16 protein-coding genes are annotated in these 17302 nt (G+C 35.1%); 13 read left to right on the forward strand and 3 right to left on the reverse strand.

Annotated elements, in window-relative coordinates; translation table 11 throughout:
• Positions 1–211: 211 nt before the first annotated feature.
• The 3 genes from MKY04_RS07700 to MKY04_RS07710 form a co-directional block, all read right to left on the reverse strand.
• Positions 212–844: a hypothetical protein gene (locus MKY04_RS07700; protein WP_126295661.1), complete on the reverse strand. Its 633-nt coding sequence runs from the start codon at positions 842–844 to the stop codon at positions 212–214.
• A gap of 441 nt (positions 845–1285) precedes the next feature.
• Positions 1286–1774, reverse strand: coding sequence for a VanZ family protein (locus MKY04_RS07705; RefSeq protein WP_246020447.1), 489 nt, complete (start codon positions 1772–1774; stop codon positions 1286–1288).
• Positions 1771–2670 (reverse strand): aldo/keto reductase, encoded by a 900-nt coding sequence (locus MKY04_RS07710; RefSeq protein WP_126295660.1) that lies wholly within the window; start codon positions 2668–2670, stop codon positions 1771–1773. Before MKY04_RS07710 ends, MKY04_RS07705 begins: the two co-directional genes overlap by 4 nt.
• A gap of 85 nt (positions 2671–2755) precedes the next feature.
• Between MKY04_RS07710 and MKY04_RS07715 the strand changes: the two genes are divergently transcribed.
• From MKY04_RS07715 to lysA, 13 genes are all read left to right on the forward strand, one after another.
• Positions 2756–3298 carry an NUDIX hydrolase gene (locus MKY04_RS07715; protein WP_126295659.1) on the forward strand — a complete coding sequence of 181 codons (543 nt, stop codon included), beginning with the start codon at positions 2756–2758 and terminating at the stop codon, positions 3296–3298.
• Positions 3299–3407: 109 nt separating this feature from the next.
• Positions 3408–3917: a hypothetical protein gene (locus MKY04_RS07720; RefSeq protein WP_126295658.1), complete on the forward strand. Its 510-nt coding sequence runs from the start codon at positions 3408–3410 to the stop codon at positions 3915–3917.
• A 66-nt stretch (positions 3918–3983) separates the two neighbouring features.
• Positions 3984–4439: a Fur family transcriptional regulator gene (locus MKY04_RS07725; RefSeq protein ID WP_126295657.1), complete on the forward strand. Its 456-nt coding sequence runs from the start codon at positions 3984–3986 to the stop codon at positions 4437–4439.
• Positions 4440–4579: 140 nt separating this feature from the next.
• Positions 4580–5482 carry a site-specific tyrosine recombinase XerD gene (gene xerD / locus MKY04_RS07730; RefSeq protein WP_126295656.1) on the forward strand — a complete coding sequence of 301 codons (903 nt, stop codon included), beginning with the start codon at positions 4580–4582 and terminating at the stop codon, positions 5480–5482.
• A gap of 179 nt (positions 5483–5661) precedes the next feature.
• Entirely contained in the window at positions 5662–6840 is a 1179-nt protein-coding gene (gene deoB / locus MKY04_RS07735; protein WP_126295655.1) for a phosphopentomutase, read from the forward strand.
• 12 nt (positions 6841–6852) lie between these two features.
• On the forward strand, positions 6853–8157 hold the full coding sequence (locus tag MKY04_RS07740) for a pyrimidine-nucleoside phosphorylase (RefSeq protein ID WP_126295654.1): 1305 nt from the start codon (positions 6853–6855) through the stop codon (positions 8155–8157).
• 674 nt (positions 8158–8831) lie between these two features.
• On the forward strand, positions 8832–10106 hold the full coding sequence (gene ltrA / locus MKY04_RS07745; protein WP_346235040.1) for a group II intron reverse transcriptase/maturase: 1275 nt from the start codon (positions 8832–8834) through the stop codon (positions 10104–10106).
• A 250-nt stretch (positions 10107–10356) separates the two neighbouring features.
• Positions 10357–12081 carry a SulP family inorganic anion transporter gene (locus MKY04_RS07750; RefSeq protein WP_126295455.1) on the forward strand — a complete coding sequence of 575 codons (1725 nt, stop codon included), beginning with the start codon at positions 10357–10359 and terminating at the stop codon, positions 12079–12081.
• Positions 12082–12527: 446 nt separating this feature from the next.
• Positions 12528–12881, forward strand: a complete 354-nt coding sequence (locus MKY04_RS07755; protein ID WP_126295454.1) for an STAS domain-containing protein — start codon at positions 12528–12530, stop codon at positions 12879–12881.
• On the forward strand, positions 12874–13317 hold the full coding sequence (spoIIAB, locus tag MKY04_RS07760) for an anti-sigma F factor (protein ID WP_126295453.1): 444 nt from the start codon (positions 12874–12876) through the stop codon (positions 13315–13317). Before MKY04_RS07755 ends, spoIIAB begins: the two co-directional genes overlap by 8 nt.
• Before the next feature lie 115 nt (positions 13318–13432).
• A complete protein-coding gene (locus MKY04_RS07765) occupies positions 13433–14221 on the forward strand; it encodes a SigF/SigG family RNA polymerase sporulation sigma factor (RefSeq protein ID WP_126295452.1) in 789 nt (262 codons plus the stop codon).
• Positions 14218–15675 carry a spore germination protein gene (locus tag MKY04_RS07770; protein WP_126295451.1) on the forward strand — a complete coding sequence of 486 codons (1458 nt, stop codon included), beginning with the start codon at positions 14218–14220 and terminating at the stop codon, positions 15673–15675. The genes MKY04_RS07765 and MKY04_RS07770 overlap by 4 nt, the downstream gene beginning before the upstream one ends.
• Before the next feature lie 99 nt (positions 15676–15774).
• Complete coding sequence (lysA, locus tag MKY04_RS07775) at positions 15775–17094, forward strand: diaminopimelate decarboxylase (RefSeq protein ID WP_346235597.1); 1320 nt, start codon at positions 15775–15777, stop codon at positions 17092–17094.
• The last annotated feature ends 208 nt before the right edge of the window (positions 17095–17302 follow it).

The following is a 17302-nucleotide window of genomic DNA, read 5'->3' on the forward strand; positions in this document are numbered from 1 at the left end:
AACTGCATCTCCGATTGTTAATTGCCTAACAATTAGGGGGTAGTTCAGATTTAACTATTCATCAAGAAAGTTAGAAACCCTATCCTGCTTTTAATTAAAGAAACAAGATCATCATGTTTTTTAAGTAATGTAGGAAGTGACTAAATAAAGAAAAACAGAAACCATTTTTTCCATTGTTTCAAAATGGTTTCTGTTAGTTCTCTTAAAATAATTAATTACTTACCTTTACAGATTCGGTAATGGCATTGAAGTCTTGAAGAAGTTGGTCGTAACTTTCAGGTGTACTTGCATATGTGAAGATAAAGACTTGATTATCAATTATAAAAGTTCTTTGATTTAATTTAAGGGTACCTTGTTCAGTGTGATTTAAACTCACTACTTCATTCCATTCAATGTCATTTGAAGTGTAATATTCATCACTTAAATATTCAAAACCTGTATTTGCGGTTGCATATTTCATATATTCTTCTAGACTTAAAGGTTCCGCTAATGGCTCTAATACAATATTGAAACTAGTGCCAGTGGAAGAGTCAAGCATATAAGCATCAACTGGTAATTGCTGTTCGCCTAAATCCAATTTTTCAGCATAGTTAGGGATATTAAAAGAAACACCCTCGAAACTTGTGCTTATCACTTCATTATTTTCTTCATTTACACTTGATTGAGAAGTTTCAATAGTCTCGTCTTCACTTGATTGTTGTTGTTCGCTGCCCTCATTTGTTGGCGCTTCGACCTCTTGTTCTTGTTCCTCCTGAGTAGTATCAGCTTCTTTTGAGCCGCATCCTACTAATAACAACGTACCAAATAAAACGGTACTAAAAAATCCAATGAACCTTTTCTTCATTTAACTGGTTCCTCCTAAACATTGATAGCTAAATTATATAATAATAAACCACTGATAATCTATGCTATTCGTTCAATAATATGAAAAACGTGGAAAATAATTACATTGTAATAAAGCTGAATGAGAAAGAAGATGTGAGAGGAAGAGTTGTATACTGTCGATTTTTATAATAAATCATTATTTGTAATAGATAATTGATATGCTTAATACTAAATGCAATGAATCATTGAGCCATTGTGCTGAGCTTGAATAGTTTATTATCCCTCAAAATAAAAAAATTCTGAGCCTTATTAATCATTTTTATGTAGTAAGGCTCAGAATTTTTGATTGGATTATTAAATGTATTGCTTATTGTTATACATAGGTAGTAGGTTGTGCAAATATCACTACTCGAATTAATAAATCTCTAGTAAGTGATGAATTGTTTTAAACAATTATTGTTTAATGTTTTTTCCTTTTCCCTACTTTTTGAAATATGGTCAAACCTATTTTAAATAAAAAAACAAATATAATTGCTCCAGCTGTATCTAAAAGGACATCATCAAATACGCCTGTTCTACCTGCTATGTATCGTTGATGTAGTTCATCTAAACAAGCGATGATAAATGTCGTGAATACAGCATAAATTACAGGATATTTACGCTTGAACCTTCGATAAAACAAGTAAAATACTATGGAGATGAAACCATATCCAACAAAATGGAACCCTTTTCTAATTAAAAATTCTACAAAATAATAATATCCTCGTGTTTCAACTGAAATGGTCTTTCCCCAATATGTTACTTCGATTTTACTTAATAATTCATAAAAAGGCTGCTCCTTAAGTACTTCTCTTAATTCTGGAATAATCGTTTGCTGTTGATAGGGCATATTTGATAAATAAGTTAACACGAGTAGAACGCCAATAATTAGAAAAATATATTTCTTCATCGATGTTCTGTGTACACATCTCGTTTTGTTATGTCATTTACTAATGTAATGTTATCAATCGTTTGTGCTTTTTCGTATGCCTTTATATTTTCAATAAGCTGCTGTTTTGAACGCGCTCCAATAACAGTAGAAGCAATTACCGGGTGGCTTAAGTTAAACGCAAGTGCAAGCGCGTGGATATCGCCAAATTCATTTTGTAAATTGGTTAACACGTTTGCTAATTCTGCTTTTGAATAATTCATATATTTTTCTAATTTTGTTAATCTATTATTCCAATCATTTGTCAGGATTCCTTTAGCAATTGAACCGCGTGTTACAACCGATGCTCCAGTATTATCAATAAGATCAAACCATTCCTCTGCACGGCGATCTAAAATACTATATTGCATCATATTAGAAACTGCATTGCTATTTTGTAAAAAAGGTTTGAAAACATTTGGTCGAATGGACGAAATGCCATATTCACGAATAAGCCCTTCCCTTTTTAATCGTTCAAATGTATCAATAATTTCATCCCAAGGGTCTTCTATTGTACCGCCGTGAAGTTGATAAACATCAATATAATCTGTTTTTAACCGACGAAGGCTCTCTTTAAGTCCACTTTCTATATGTGCAGGGGAGGGGTCCCAGTGCCAGCCATCCTCATTTTCATTCCAGCGATTTCCCACCTTTGTTGCAATTATTACTTGTTGACGATGTGGTTTTAAAATTTCGCCGACAATTTCTTCATTTATACCTTTATCATACAAATCAGCAGTGTCAAAATAATTTATGCCATTTTCTATCGCTGCTTCTACAATTAGTTTTGACTCATTTATATCTGTCGGCAGCGACATACAGCCAAAACTTATTTCTGTAATTTGAATTGAACTTTTTCCAAGTGTTCTTTTTTTCATTTTTTCCCCTACTTTCTTCCAAACAAATTCTATAACTAATGGTACAATGAAACTAATAAACTCTACAAGTGAGGGCATTTTATAAATGAAAAAATTTGAAGAAAAAACCACTCATTCAAAACAGCTATTTAAAGGGAAGGTAATCTCTTTAAAAGTAGAAGATGTAATATTGCCAAATGGCAAAGAGGGAAAACGAGAAATAATTAATCACCCAGGGGCCGTTGCAATTATTGCCATTACGGATGAAGGGAAAATTGTACTTGTTGAACAATATCGAAAGGCGCTGGAACGTTCAATTATAGAAATACCTGCTGGAAAATTAGAGCCTGGAGAAGAGCCTGCTGTTACTGCAAGAAGAGAATTAGAAGAAGAAACAGGTTATGGCTGTCATAAGTTAACTTATTTACAAAGCTTTTCTACATCCCCTGGCTTTGCAGATGAAATTATACATTTATTTGTTGCAGAAAATTTGTATAAAATAGAAGAAAAAGCAGAGCTTGATGAAGATGAGTTTGTCGAGCTTTTAGAAGTTACAATAGAGGAAGCAGAAGAAATGGTAAAGGATCAACGAATTTATGATGCAAAAACTGCATTTGCAGTATTATGGATGAGATTATCTCAAAAATAATAAAATTTTGTCAACGAAAATTTGATAGATTATACCGAAATTCGAACATAGATTAAGGGTATATTGATAGAGGACGAGCATAAGCTGTATCAACGAAAGGAGAATGCTTATGTTTCGTTCTGTTCTATTTATTCAATATGCAGTAATTCTAGCAATTAGCTTCGTAAGCGGTGTAGTTTGTTTTCAAATTTTTTCTTTGGACAAGTCAATGAAGTTAATAGAGTATATTGATCCGAGAGTTCTTGATTTAACAGACATATCAATTTGGAATACGATTTTGCCGCTTGCTGCTTGGGTTGTCCTTGTATTATTTTTTGCAACGCATCCTTTTTTGCACGTATTAGCAAAATTTATCGTTGCAGTAAAGATAACGTTTTTTGGGTTTAGTTCTGTTTTTCTACTAACTCAACAAGAATCTTTGATAACTTATAGTGTTTGGTGGTTCCCATTTCAATTAATTTATTGTTTTTTACTCTTTATCTTATGCTCAGTTAATTCAACGAAAAAAATTGGTACTACTCGTAAAAATTTATTTTCTCAAAAATTATTCGTTACCATTATCATAACTCTTACTATTATTTGTGTAGGAGAGATCTTTGCAATTTCTTACATTTTATAATTAATCCCTCTCTTGTAATAAGTTTTACTCATTTGGTATAATGGAATGAGTTTAGGAGGGCGTCTTATGGAAAGCCGTATTGATCGTATAAAAAAGCAACTACATAGTGCTGGCTACAAACTGACGCCTCAGCGTGAAGCGACAGTTGCGGTACTATTAGAACATGAAGAAGACCACTTAAGTGCTGAAGATGTATATTTACTAGTAAAAGATAAAGCACCGGAAATTGGTTTAGCTACCGTTTATCGAACATTAGAATTATTAACTGAACTAAAAATTGTCGATAAAATTAATTTCGGGGATGGCGTATCACGGTATGATCTTCGACAAGAAGGTGCAAAACATTTCCATCATCATCTTGTTTGTATTGAATGTGGTGCAGTTGACGAAATTCAGGAAGATTTGTTGGATGATGTTGAAGCAGTTGTAGAAAAACGTTGGAATTTTATTATTAAAGATCATAGATTAACATTCCACGGAATATGCCATCGTTGTCACGATAAGGAAAATGAAGAAAAATAACTTGAAAGGATGTACGATTCGCAAATTTGGCGAGTTGTACATTTTTTCTTTTTTGTCCACAAAATACGGACTGTTAGTGGATACTTGTACACTTTCTTGAAAAAAACTATCATTGGAAATATGAAGGACAGGTGATAATGATGAACGATGCAAAAGAAGCCATTTTAGATTATCTTCATTTTTTACAGGTTGAAAGACAGCTTTCACATAATACGTTGGCTTCATATCGACGGGATTTAGAAAGCTATGTTGAACATATACATAACAATCAAGGATTAACGAATTTGAATGAAGTAGAACGTTCTCATATTCTTTTTCATTTAGAAAACCTTCGCGGACAAGGAATTTCATCAAGAACAATTGCACGTCATATTTCTTCAATTCGTTCATTTCATCAATTTTTGTTGCGTGAAAAAATTACAGAAAATGACCCAACTGTTCATTTAGAAATGCCGCAGATAGAACAAAAACTTCCTAAAGTTTTATCAATTGAAGAAATTGACTTGTTAATTTCAGCACCAGACCAGATGAAACCACAGGGGGTGCGTGATGCTGCGATGCTTGAACTTTTATATGGTTCAGGGATGCGAATAAGCGAATGCATCGGTCTAAATCTAAATGACGTTCATTTAACAATGGGATTTGTTCGGGTATTTGGTAAAGGAGGCAAAGAACGGATTATTCCACTTGGAAAGACTGCAATTAGAGCTTGCGAAAACTATTTGCAAAATGCCAGAGCAAAATTGCAAGGGAAGTATCCAAAAACAGATGCTTTTTTTATTAATCAACGAGGAAAACGTTTAACTCGGCAAGGATGTTGGAAATTATTAAAAGAGCATGCTGCAAAAGCCAACATCAAAAAAGAAATAACACCACATACTTTAAGACATAGTTTTGCTACACATTTAATTGAAAATGGTGCAGATCTTCGTGCAGTACAAGAAATGTTAGGGCATGCAGACATTTCTACAACTCAAATTTATACACATATTAGTAAAACGAGATTATCAGAAGTATATAAACAATTCCATCCAAGAGCGTAAGCATCCGAACAAGTATAAAAAGCAAAAAGAAGGAAAATAAAAATTTAAAATGAATCAAGCTGCTCTAAAAGTATGTTGAAAAGTAAGCGCTTAAAAATTTTATTAAAATGGTTAGATGTCTGACCTTTATTTCTTATGGTAATTTAGTTAATATATAGTTGAAAGAGGAGGACGTATTTATGAAACCTTTTAAAAAAATACATGTAGTTGTTCTTGATTCTGTAGGGATTGGAGAAGCACCTGATTCACACAAATTTGGAGATGAAGGTGCAGATACACTAGGGCATATCGCACAAGAAATGAATGGATTAACAATGCCTAATATGCAGTTGCTTGGTCTATCAAATATACGTGAATTAAAGGGCATTGCTAAAGTCGAAGAACCGAGAGCATTCTATGGAAAAATGCAAGAAGCATCTGTAGGGAAAGATACGATGACTGGGCATTGGGAAATTATGGGGTTAAATATTGATAAACCGTTTAAAGTTTATCCTGAAGGGTTTCCAAATGAATTAATTGAACAATTAGAAGCTAAAACGGGCAGAAAAGTAATTGGTAATAAGCCTGCTAGTGGTACCGAAATTATTGAGGAATTAGGAAAAGAGCATATGGAAACAGGTGCAATCATCGTCTATACATCTGCTGATCCGGTTCTACAAATTGCTGCACATGAAGAAATTGTACCGTTGGAAGAACTTTATAAAATCTGTGAGATTGCTCGGGAAATTACACTTGAACCTGAGTTTTTAGTTGGTCGAGTTATTGCGCGGCCTTTTATTGGCACGCCAGGTAATTTTACACGAACTTCAAACAGACATGATTACGCACTAAAGCCTTTTGGTCGAACAACAATGAATGAATTAAAAGATGCTGAATATGATGTAATTGCAATCGGTAAAATTTCAGATATTTATAATGGAGAAGGTGTTACTGAGGCGATTCGTACAAAAAATAATATGGACGGAATGGATCGATTTGCGGAAGTAGTAAAACGTGAATTTAATGGCATCAGTTTCTTAAATTTAGTTGACTTTGATGCCAACTATGGACATCGCCGCGATCCAATCGGTTATGGAGAAGCGCTTGAAGAATTTGACCGTCGCTTGCCAGAAGTGTTAACTGCACTAGATGAAGAAGATTTATTAATTATAACTGCAGACCATGGAAATGATCCAACATTTCCTGGAACAGACCATACACGTGAATATGTTCCATTGCTTGTTTATTCACCAAGATTTAAAAAAGGCAGTGAACTACCACTACGTGAAACATTTGCGGATATTGCAGCAACGATTGCGGAAAACTTTAATGTAACTGCACCACCATTTGGTACAAGTTTTTTATCTAACTTGAAATAGGGGGACAACATAATGAGAATGGTTGATATTATTGAAAAAAAACGAAATGGTGAAGAACTAACAACTGAAGAGATTCGTTTTTTTGTTAATGGCTATACAGAAGGTACGATTCCCGATTATCAAGTAAGTAGTTTAATGATGGCTATTTATTTCCAAGATATGAATGATCGTGAAAGAGCTGATTTAACAATGGCAATGGTTGAATCGGGAGATCAAATTGATTTATCAGGAATTCAGGGAATCAAGGTTGACAAACACTCAACCGGGGGTGTAGGAGATACGACAACTTTATCACTTGCTGCAATGGTTGCTGCTTGTGGTGTCCCTGTTGCCAAAATGAGTGGTCGTGGATTAGGTCATACTGGTGGCACAATCGATAAATTAGAGTCTATTAAAGGGTTTCATGTTGAATTATCCAATGAACAGTTTACAAAACAAGTAAACGATATTGGCACAGCGGTAATTGGCCAAAGTGGCAATTTAACTCCTGCTGATAAAAAACTTTATGCTTTGCGTGATGTAACAGGAACAGTTCCGAGTATTCCTTTAATTGCAAGCTCCATTATGTCGAAAAAAATTGCTGCTGGAGCTGACGCTATTGTGTTAGATGTCAAAACAGGCGATGGGGCATTTATGAAAACATTTGAAGATGCTAAAAGTTTAGCCCATGCCATGGTGCAAATCGGCAATAATGTTGGTCGAAATACGATGGCAATTATTTCGGACATGAGTCAACCATTAGGCTTTGCAATTGGCAATGCTTTAGAGGTAAAGGAAGCTATTGATACATTAAAGGGGAATGGACCTGAAGATTTAATGGAGCTATGCTATACATTAGGTTCTCAAATGGTCGTGTTAGGTGGAAAAGCAAATTCAATAGACGAGGCCCGTGTAAAACTGGAAGAAGTCATTGCAAACGGCCAAGCATTAGAAGTGTTTAAGAAGTTTGTCACTGCACAAGGCGGAGATGCTTCAGTAGTAGACAATCCTTCACTACTACCACAAGCAAAATATCAAATTGAATTACCTGCAAAAAAATCTGGTTATGTTGCTAAAATCGAAGCTGATGATATTGGGGTGGCTGCAATGTTGCTAGGTGCAGGCCGTGCTACAAAAGAATCTACTATCGATTTATCTGTAGGTCTTGTTCTTCATAAAAAAGTGGGAGATGCCGTTCAAGAGGGTGAAACTCTTGTTACGATTCATGCAAATAGGGAAGATGTTTCAGAAGTGGTAGATAAACTTTACAAACATATTGAAATTGTTCAAGATAAAGTGGAAGCTCCAACTTTAATTAAAGAAGTAATTGCAGGATAAAGGAATGGTTAAATATATTTGAAGTTCAAAGTTAGTGGCGCATATTGAAAAATACGCTGCTAACTTTTTATATTATATAAGCGGAAGAATATAAAATGTTGGAAAAGATTTGCTATTATTCATGAATATTTATTTAAGCAGCGTGTTTGTTAAAAACATGCTTTTTTTTTTTTATGTGTGCCAGGCATGGCAACTATCTAGGTGGTGAAAGTCCACTGTGGAGGTACACATCGACCAACCACTAAGGAAGCGCAAGGTACTTATCGCGAGATAAGGGCTGGAGGAAGCGTGGAATAAAATCTTGGCTCGACGAACAGAAATCTGATACCAAGGCTCTACAAAGGGATAAGACTCCATAACAAGTTAAAGTCCAAAAGATGTGCGTAACTTTGCAGAGTAAATCAGGCGAGTAAAAGAGGAAAGATAGTTGTCTTACCCTGGGAGGTCTTGCGGATGTACATAGTTACAGTCGAAAACGGTTAGTCGCAAGAAGTCAGCAGAAGCCATAGTAATGACCTTTGGTCATGAAGGGCTGAACAATTTATAGTGTTTCAACGCCACAAATGCGTAAGTAACGGACTCCGAATGTGTTAATGGTGAAAGTATGAGCGTATCTCAAATGATAACCAAAATGGAGATATTACTTACTACGTAAGAGGAAAGGAGAAACGAGTGTGCAACTATTAGAAAAGATTCTAAGCAATCAAAATATGAATGAAGCCTACTTACGTGTCTATAAAAATAAAGGTGCAGGTGGAGTCGACGGAATAACGGTTGATGAACTTAAAAAGTATCTGAAAGAGAACAAGGATGAGCTACGTCAGCGCATCAGAACCAAAAAATACCAACCACAAGCTGCCTTACGAGTGGAAATCCCAAAAGAAAATGGAAAGATGCGCAAACTGGGAATACCAACAGTAGTGGATAGGGTAGTTCAACAGGCAATTCATCAAGTACTCAGTCCGATATTTGAAAAAGAGTTCAGTGAATACAGTTACGGTTTTAGACCAAATAGAAGTTGTGAGATGGCAATCATAAAAAGCCTCGAATTTCTGAACGATGGATATGATTGGATAGTGGACATTGACCTTGAAAGATTTTTCGACACAGTCAACCATGATAAACTCATGCGAATTATATCCAAAACAATCGATGATGGAGATGTCATTTCTTTAATAAGAAAATACTTGGTCAGTGGGGTCATGGTAAAGGGGAAATATGAAGAAACACCGATTGGAACCCCACAAGGAGGAAACCTTAGCCCACTGCTAAGTAACATAATGTTGAATGAACTGGACAAGGAACTAGAAAATAGAGGACTCCAATTCGTGAGATATGCGGATGACGTTCTTATCTTTGTGAAGAGTGAGAAAGCTGCAAACAGAGTAATGGAATCAGTCGTGAAATTTATAGAAAAGAAATTAGGGTTGATTGTCAATACAGAAAAGAGTAAAATCGCTCGTCCAAAAGACTTGAAATTTTTGGGGTTTGGATATTACTACGATTCAAAAGATAAGAAATATCAAGTCCGACCACATCCAATTTCAGTACAGAAATTTAAAAGGAAACTTCGACAACTAACAAAACGAAACTGGAGCATTCCGTTAGACTACCGAATACTGAAACTAAAACAAGTAATATTTGGTTGGGTAAATTATTTTAGAACTGCAAACATGAAAACGGCTATGCGTAAAATTGATAAGAAACTACGCTCAAGAATAAGGGTAATCATTTGGAAACAATGGAAGGTACCAAGAAGACAGATAAGGTCGCTAATCCAATTAGGTATACCCGAAGAAGAAGCCAAAGGCTTAACATTCTGTAGGAAAGGTTATCGATTTATCGGATTATCGAAAGTTGTTCATAGAGCAATCTCTAATAAAAGACTAAAGCAGAGGGGAATACCCTCTGCTTTAGAACGTTACTTAGAAGTTCACACTGTGATATAAATTGAAACGCCGTATACGAGACCCGTACGTACGGTGTTGTGAGAGGGGCGAAAATAAGTCAACTTATTTTTCCTCTACTCGATTTTGAATCAGAAGTAATCTATAACTTTAATAAATAATTTTAATTTAATCGTAAAATAATTAATTATATATTCCATATATTAATAATTTCATCTTTCTATTTTCTATAAATGTGATAAAATTGTGATAATTTCTACAATTTTATAAATCTACTAAAAGAAGGGATAGTATGTTTAAGTTTTGGACTGGGAGATTTGAAGGATATTCGTTAAATTCTTTTAAGAAAGATCTATTATCAGGGATTATTGTTGGGATTGTAGCTGTTCCATTAGCAATGTCGTTTGCAATTGCATCGGGTGTTAAACCTGAGTATGGAATATACACCGCAATAATTGCCGGGATTTTAATTTCTTTATTAGGTGGTTCTAAGTACCAAATTGGTGGTCCAACAGGTGCTTTCGTTCCAATTTTATTAGGTATAGTTATTTCATATGGATATGAAAATTTATTGCTTGCTGGGTTGATGGCAGGGATCATGCTCTTATTAATGGGTATATTTAAACTAGGTGTATTAATTAAATATATTCCAAGGCCTGTAACAATTGGTTTTACCGCAGGCATTGCGGTAATTATTTTCACCGGACAAATTGCTAATTTTCTAGGTTTACAAGGAATTGAGCAACACGAAAAATTTATCGATAATATGAAAGAAATTGGCGGACATTTAAATACTGTAAATGTATTTAGTATTTTAACGGCGCTTACCTGCTTTACTGTAATGATCCTAACTCCGAAAAAGCTCCCGAAGGTTCCCGGCGCCCTTGTAGGAATTATTGTTTCAGCTGTAGCAGCAGCTGTTTTTTTCGCTGGAGATGTTGCAACGATTGGTTCTACTTATGGAGCAATTCCAAATAAATTACCGGAATTTGGAGTACCTGACATTACATTAGAGAAAATAACTATGTTAATAGGACCTGCATTTGTCATCGCCATGTTGGGAGGAATTGAATCCTTACTTTCAGCTGTAGTAGCAGATGGAATGACAAATAGCAAACATAATAGTAATAGGGAATTAATTGGTCAAGGAATCGCTAATATTATTACGCCATTCTTTGGAGGGATACCTGCAACAGGAGCGATTGCAAGAACTGCAACTAATATAAAATCTGGTGCAGTGTCACCTTTATCAGGTGTTGTTCATGGCTTGTTTGTGTTGCTTACATTAATTCTGTTTGCACCTCTTGCAATACACATTCCTTTAGCCGCATTAGCACCCGTTTTAATGATGGTAGCTTGGAATATGAGTGAAAGAAAACATTTCGTACATATATTAAAATTAAAATCAGGGGATTCTATTGTTTTAGTTATTACATTTTTACTTACTGTTTTTACAAGTTTAACAACTGCTGTAGAAGTAGGTTTGATATTAGCAGTTATTTTATTCGCAAAACGAATGAGCGAAATGTTAAGCGTATCAAAGGTTTTACCGGATCATGATAGCAATCGTGGAAAAGTTCTGCCTCACGTTGTAAAGCCAACTCACGATTGTCCACAAGTCAATATTTATACTGTAGAAGGACCTTTATTCTTTGGAGTAGCTCAAACGTTTGAACAATGTATATTATCGTCAATTCACACAAAACCTGCCGTCCTGATTTTACGATTAGGAAAAGTTCCATTTATAGATACCACCGGGGAGGAATATCTACGGAATGTAATTCAAGATATAAAAGGTAAAGGCTGTACACTTTTAGTTACAGGTGCCAAACCAACTTTGAAAATCGCATTGAAACAATATGGACTTACAGATGAAATAGGGGAACAAAACTTTTACCCCCATACTGGTGAAGCGATTAACCGTGCTATTAGTTGTGTCAATCAAAATGCATGTATCGGTTGTAAACACTACGCATTTAAAGAATGTCAGGAGTTTGCAAACAGCCATATAAGTTAAAGTTCGTAAAAGGTACATCTAAATGTACCTTTTTTGTATATGTTTTAATAACTTTGGTTATATTTAGAAAAGTGTAAATAGAGAAGAGGTTGTGACCAAAAGTTGGTGTTGCAACCTTTTTTTATGTTTAAAATACGGTCAATTTTTCCATACTATATTTGTTTAAATAAAGTCATGAAGGAGGGGAGATAATTTTTTAAGTGCTCCTCTTACTAGAAGGTTTGTAAAATGGAGGCCAGCTTTTAGAATAGTATCCCAGCTTAGGCTAACTCATGTTCATTCCTTTTTCAAACAAGCTCTAATTGCATTTAAAACCATGAGATCTTTTTGATTTCCCTTTGTCGTATTTTCACTAGTTTCAGCGAATTAGTTCTACTATTGTCAGTTGAAAGGTTTCTGACAAATTAATGTGGAATTTAGCGAACTAAGAGGAGGCGAACTACAAAATGAATTACGAAATTGATATGTACTTAAACGACATTGCAGTAATCAGATTATATGGTGAACTAGATCATCATGAAACAGAAAAAATTCGTACACACATTTCAAAAACGATTTTACAAGGCAACTTAAACACAATTATTTGGAATCTGGAAAGACTCAACTTTATGGATAGTTCAGGAGTTGGTTTGATTTTAGGACGAATGAGAGAGTTGAGGGCAGTAAATGGACAAACCATTATACTAAATCCATCTAATACAATGAAAAAAATATTTCAATTTTCTGGTTTAGCCTCATTTATGTTGGAGGGTACAGAAGCAGATGCAATTTTACATGCAAGGGGGATTGTGAATGGATAACGAAATGACGCTTTCATTTGTTGCACTAAGTGAAAATGAGAGTTTGGCGAGAATGGCGATAACAAGTTTTGTTGCTCAACTTGATCCTACGATTGACGAGCTGTCAGAGTTTAAAACAATCGTTTCAGAAGCTGTATCCAACGCAATTATTCATGGGTATGACGAAGATGGAAAAGGGTTAGTTACTGTTCATGCTGTACGGGAAGGAGACATTATTTCTGTTGCTGTTAAAGACAACGGAAAAGGAATTTTTGATGTCAAAAAGGCGATGGAACCACTATTTACATCAAAAGCAGAAATGGAACGTTCTGGAATGGGCTTTACCATTATGGAAAGTTTCGCAGACAATTTGCAGGTTGAATCTGAACCGAATGTTGGAACAGTTGTAACCTTTTCAAAAAAATTTTACTCGGTAAAGATGCCTCAAATTTCATAGAATAGTCTATTTCGTAAGACCAAGTGTTTTTATGCAATTAAATACATGCCAAGCGTATTAATTGATAATTATTAACTGGGCGCAAATACATTCGTATTTGGTAGAAACGAGGGGGATGAGGACAATCGAACAGCCGTCCAATGTTTTGTTAACACAGGAGGAGATGCGAGAGCTTATTGAAAAAGCTCAAGCTGGTGATGTTGAAGCAAGGAAACAAATGATTGAAGGCAATACCCGGCTCGTTTGGTCGATTGTTCAACGCTTTGCTTCCAGGGGAGTAGAGCTTGAGGATTTATTCCAAATTGGTTGTATAGGATTAATGAAATCTGTAGATAAATTCGATTTATCGTATGACGTTAAGTTTTCAACCTATGCCGTACCGATGATTATTGGAGAAATTCAACGTTTTTTACGGGATGACGGCATGGTAAAGGTCAGTCGTTCGATAAGGGAATTAAACTATAAAATTCGTCATGCAACAGATGAATTTTTAAAAACAAACGAAAAGCCGCCTTCCATTTCAGAGCTTGCAGATATTTTGGGTGTAACAAAGGATGAGGTGCTTGTTGCAACTGATGCCATGCGTGATCCGGCATCGTTGCATGAACAGCTTTTTGAGTCTGAAGGTGACTCCATCACCTTAATGGATCAAATGAAGGATGAAAAATCCGAATTGCCATTTCAGTACATTCCATTAAAGGAAGTTCTCACAAAGCTTGATAAGAGAGAACAAGCAATTATTTATTTGAGATATTACCTAGATTTGACGCAAACCGATATTGCAGAAAGATTGGGAATATCACAGGTACAAGTATCACGGTTGGAAAAGAAAATATTAGCACAGTTAAAGCAATGGATGGATACAAATTCAACACGAACTACTAAAAAGACGGTGAATAAATGAGTAATAAAATTTTTGCATCCATAGATGAAGCAAAAGATTTTTTATACAGTAAACTTGGTAAGGATGAATCGTTTGATGTTTGTATAAAAGAATTACATGTAAAAAGCTTACCTATTTTATTGGTATATATGAGTGGACTTGTAGATGGAAACACGGCCACGATTCAACTTACACCACTTTTCTTTGAAGATGAAGATGATGAATTTGAAATTGATATTGAACACGAAGATGAATATTTTAATCATCGCTTTAATTTTTATGGTAAATCTGAACCAAAAGATCGCGATGAATTTTTATTAGGTGTTTTAAGTGGACCAGTGGGAGTTATTACTTTACACGGGCATGGCTATTTATTGGAGTTAAGAAATTATCCTGGTCGTCAGCCTGATGAGCCAGATAATGAAAAAGTAATCCGAGGATCACGGGATGGGTTTGCGGAAAACATTTTAATAAATGCGGGATTAATTCGCCGACGTATTCGTGATCCACAGCTGCGCTTTGAACTTCATAAAATAACATCACTTGGAAAAACAGATGTTGCAATAGTATATATGAAGGAATTAGTAAATAAAAAACATTTAAAGTGGGTTAAAAAAAGGTTAGATGAAATTAAACATGACGGACTGACAATGGCAGATAAATCGCTTGAGGAATGGCTGTTTAAACAACGATACCATCCATTACCTTTTGTCAGATATTCTGAACGACCAGATATTATTGCAGCACATTTACTAGAAGGGCATATTGCAATTGTTGTAGATACGTCACCTTCTGTTATTGTTTTGCCAATTTCCTTTTTTCATTTATTACAACATGCTGAAGAATATCGACAGGCGCCACTTATTGGATCTACAGTCCGGTTGCTCCGATATTTAGCAGCATTCTTTGCAATGACATTGCTTCCAATATGGTACCTATTAGCCACCCATGATGAATATTTACCGGAAGCATTGTCATTTATTGGTGCTAAAGAAGAGTCAACCATACCTTTAATTTTGCAAATTATTATTGCTCAATTAGGCTTGGAATATTTAAGAATTGCAGCAATTCATACGCCTACTCCATTATCTACTGCAATGGGTTTAGTTGCAGGTATTATCATCGGGCAAATAGCAATTGATGTCGGATTATTTTCAGCAGAGATTGTACTGTATTCTGCCGTAACTGCAATTTTCACATTCGCTATTCCAACATATGAATTGGGTGTTGTAGTTAAATACTTCCAAATAATTGTACTGCTATCTACTGTAATAGCCGGCGTAAGCGGATTTTTTATAGCAGTGTTTATAATCTTCTCTTATTTATGTGCGCTTCGACCAATGCAAGTACCCTATATGTGGCCACTTGTTCCGTTTTTTCCAAAGGCATTTTTGCGTGTTATGATTCGGTTTCCAATGGCGGATGATGCACTTAGGCCATATATTGTTGGTGCAAGAGATAGAAAACGCTCATAAAACAGCCGTTGCACAGGTCTAATTCCTATGATAAAGTTCATCATAAGGTAATAGAAATACGAAAAAGAATTCTTTTTCGTTGCATACGGAGGAGATACAATGCACTTATATGGAACTCAAAGTATAAATGAAAATGGTCATCTAACGATTGGTGGAGTTGATGCAACAGAGCTTGCAAAAGAATATGGGACTCCACTTTTCGTTTATGATCTTGAATTAATTAGACGACGAGCTCGCGGTTTTATTGAAACATTTCATAAATTAGGTGTAAAAGCTGAAGTCGCATATGCATCAAAAGCTTTTTCGTGTATTGCAATTTATCAACTTGCACATGAAGAAAATCTTTCTCTTGATGTTGTTTCAGGTGGAGAATTATATACTGCAATACAATCTGGATTCCCAGCAGAAAGAATTCATTTTCATGGCAATAATAAATCATATGCTGAGCTGATATTAGCATTTGATTCAAACATCGGATGTATTGTAGTTGATAATTTTTATGAAATTCAACTGTTAAAAGAAATTTCAGAGACAAAAAAACAAAGTATGCGTATTTTACTCCGTGTTACTCCTGGAGTGGAAGCACATACACATGATTTTATTACAACGGGTCAAGCTGATTCGAAATTTGGTTTTGACTTAAATAGTGGTCAGGCGGATCAAGCATTTAACGAGGTAAGAGATCATGAATATTTACAGTTATTAGGATTACATTGTCATATTGGTTCCCAAATATTTGAAACAGACGGTTTTAGCTTAGCCGCTAAAAAGTTGATGAAAAAAATTAGCGAATGGAAAGATCAATTTAAATTTGAATGTACGGTTTTAAATTTAGGTGGTGGATTTGGTATTCGCTATACTGAAGAAGATAAACCACTTGAACCACAAGACTATGTAGAAGAAATGATTAAAACTGTTCAGTCACATGCGGTTGAATTAAACTTGTCCATGCCGGAAATTTGGATTGAACCAGGTCGTTCTCTTGTTGGAGATGCTGGAACAACTTTATATACAATTGGTTCGCACAAAACGGTTCCAAATATACGTGAGTACATAGCAGTAGATGGCGGTATGAGTGATAATATTCGCCCTGCTCTTTATGATGCAAAGTATGAAGCTGTTATAGCTAACAAAGTAAATGAACAAAAAACAACTACATATACTGTTGCAGGGAAGCTTTGTGAGTCTGGTGATAAATTGATTATCGATGCACCTTTACAACAAGCGGAATCAGGTGATATTTTAGCTGTTTTCTGTACTGGAGCATACGGCTATTCAATGGCTTCAAATTATAACCGTATTCCTAGACCAGCAGTTGTGTTTGTAGAATCAGGTCAACATCAGTTGGCAATTAACAGAGAAAGCTATGAAAATATTGTTCAAAATGATCTCCCGCTGTCTCTTAAAAAGGGTGAGTAATTAATGAAAATATCGAAATGGTGGCTTCTTAGTATATTATTATCCATAAGTTTAATTTGGGCATGTATTTATATATTCATCATTATCCCAAACACGTCTTTAGATTAGAAGGGTCAATAAAAGTTTTCCGAATTCACGGTAACATATGGCCTATACAGTTTTTTGCAAAAGAGGAAGAATGAGCAGCCAAAGTTAGTAATTGTAAAAA

The sequence above is a fragment of the Lysinibacillus telephonicus genome (assembly GCF_039654155.1).
In the GTDB taxonomy this organism is placed as follows: domain Bacteria; phylum Bacillota; class Bacilli; order Bacillales_A; family Planococcaceae; genus Ureibacillus; species Ureibacillus telephonicus.

Excerpts from the sequence above, each read along its gene's own strand:
- MKY04_RS07720 (WP_126295658.1), top strand. The coding sequence starts at position 3,408 with ATGTTTCGTTCTGTTCTATTTATTCAATATGCAGTAATTCTAGCAATT.
- MKY04_RS07715 (WP_126295659.1), top strand. The coding sequence starts at position 2,756 with ATGAAAAAATTTGAAGAAAAAACCACTCATTCAAAACAGCTATTTAAA.
- deoB (WP_126295655.1), top strand. The coding sequence starts at position 5,662 with ATGAAACCTTTTAAAAAAATACATGTAGTTGTTCTTGATTCTGTAGGG.
- lysA (WP_346235597.1), top strand. The coding sequence starts at position 15,775 with ATGCACTTATATGGAACTCAAAGTATAAATGAAAATGGTCATCTAACG.
- MKY04_RS07705 (WP_246020447.1), bottom strand. The coding sequence starts at position 1,774 with ATGAAGAAATATATTTTTCTAATTATTGGCGTTCTACTCGTGTTAACT.
- MKY04_RS07765 (WP_126295452.1), top strand. The coding sequence starts at position 13,433 with ATGAGGACAATCGAACAGCCGTCCAATGTTTTGTTAACACAGGAGGAG.
- xerD (WP_126295656.1), top strand. The coding sequence starts at position 4,580 with ATGAACGATGCAAAAGAAGCCATTTTAGATTATCTTCATTTTTTACAG.
- spoIIAB (WP_126295453.1), top strand. The coding sequence starts at position 12,874 with ATGGATAACGAAATGACGCTTTCATTTGTTGCACTAAGTGAAAATGAG.
- MKY04_RS07755 (WP_126295454.1), top strand. The coding sequence starts at position 12,528 with ATGAATTACGAAATTGATATGTACTTAAACGACATTGCAGTAATCAGA.
- MKY04_RS07740 (WP_126295654.1), top strand. The coding sequence starts at position 6,853 with ATGAGAATGGTTGATATTATTGAAAAAAAACGAAATGGTGAAGAACTA.
- MKY04_RS07700 (WP_126295661.1), bottom strand. The coding sequence starts at position 844 with ATGAAGAAAAGGTTCATTGGATTTTTTAGTACCGTTTTATTTGGTACG.
- MKY04_RS07770 (WP_126295451.1), top strand. The coding sequence starts at position 14,218 with ATGAGTAATAAAATTTTTGCATCCATAGATGAAGCAAAAGATTTTTTA.
- MKY04_RS07750 (WP_126295455.1), top strand. The coding sequence starts at position 10,357 with ATGTTTAAGTTTTGGACTGGGAGATTTGAAGGATATTCGTTAAATTCT.
- MKY04_RS07725 (WP_126295657.1), top strand. The coding sequence starts at position 3,984 with ATGGAAAGCCGTATTGATCGTATAAAAAAGCAACTACATAGTGCTGGC.
- MKY04_RS07710 (WP_126295660.1), bottom strand. The coding sequence starts at position 2,670 with ATGAAAAAAAGAACACTTGGAAAAAGTTCAATTCAAATTACAGAAATA.